Here is a 1,350-nt window from a genome sequence, read left to right as displayed (position 1 = left end):
AACTAGAGATTATGACCGTACTGATAAGTTTAAGTTTTATCGCTCAATTCCTGAGTTTAAAGAATATATTTTGATTGATCAATACCGTTATTATGTTGAGCAGTTTTATCAACAAAATAATGGGGAGTGGTTGTTTAAAGCATCTGAATCAGACAAGGATACTTTAAGGTTTAATTCTGTGGATTTTCAAATGTCATTGCTGGATATTTATCAACGCATTGATTTTAATTTAACTGAAGAATAATGACTAAATCCAATCTCGACTATCTACAAGAATCAATGGTTAAAATCCTCAATGAAAAAGGGGATACGGTGGGTTCTGGGTTTATTATTCGAGAAGATGGTTATCTCATTACCTGTCATCACGTTATCTATCTTTTCCCCTCTTTAAAAGTAAATTATCAAGGGAAAGAATACGCATCTCAATGGTGTCAAGAATATTCTAATCCAGAAGTTGATATTGCTATTCTTAAGATTAAGATTGAGAATGCTAAACCTGTGAAGATTGTTAATTTTCAAGCTGGGTTAAATTGCGTCACAGTTTATGGATTTCCTAGAGAAAAAGAGAAGAATTTTCCAGAAGGATTTGATGTGAATGCCGATAAAATTACTGTCAGTGCGCCTTTAAATCTGCTTTCGACTTATCCTAATAATAAGATTGAATATAAGAATCCTTGGAATAAATTACCTGATAAATCTTCTAATTTTCTGACTCACAGAATTAATGCTAAGGTTGATAGGGGTACAAGCGGAGGTGCTGTTTTTTCGGAAGAATTAGGAGGAGTTTTAGGGGTTATTCAATCGAGTAAAACTGATGAAAGTTATGTGATTCGGTGGGATAATATTTTAGATATTTTAGATAAACTGGGGTTAGAACCTACCAAAAATGCTGTTTGTCGATTTTTAGAAAAAATTCAAGATGAATTTCAATATCTTCAATTCTTTCATACTCGTCAAAAAATCTCGTTATTAAAGCAATATATTCCTATTGAAGTTACTTTAGAAAGACGCTATAACCATGAGATTGAAACATGGCAAGCTTATACAGGTGATGAGGGAACATTAAAGAAAATCTATGCCTTAAAAGGGTTTACTGAGGAACAGCAACGGGAAGAAAGTAAAAAAGTGCAAGTTGATTGGGAAGAAGCCAAGGATAAACACAATAAAATGATGATTCTTGCTGATCCTGGAATGGGTAAATCAACTCTTGGTGGTGATTCGGTAGTAGTGATGGCGGCTTAATCCTTTGCTTTGCTGTGCATTGTAGTCATGGATAAAATACCAAAGGGCTCCCCAACGTGATTCTCCATTTTTTTAGAGAAAGATAGACTCTCTCTCACCAGCCGAGAA

General features: G+C 34.1%; 1 protein-coding gene and 1 pseudogene. Both read left to right on the top strand.

What is annotated here, in order from left to right:
* A pseudogene (locus O9290_RS11590) lies at positions 1–244 on the top strand (Uma2 family endonuclease); the annotation flags it as partial.
* Positions 244–1,242: a S1 family peptidase gene (locus O9290_RS11585; protein WP_288057016.1), complete on the top strand. Its 999-nt coding sequence runs from the start codon at positions 244–246 to the stop codon at positions 1,240–1,242. The pseudogene O9290_RS11590 and the gene O9290_RS11585, both read left to right, overlap by 1 nt.
* Positions 1,243–1,350: the final 108 nt, after the last annotated feature.

The sequence above is a fragment of the Microcystis sp. LE19-41.2A genome (assembly GCF_027530405.1).
In the GTDB taxonomy this organism is placed as follows: Bacteria; Cyanobacteriota; Cyanobacteriia; order Cyanobacteriales; family Microcystaceae; genus Microcystis; species Microcystis aeruginosa.
Note: the sequence above shows the minus strand (reverse complement) of the source record. Positions and strands in the feature narration are given on the sequence as shown.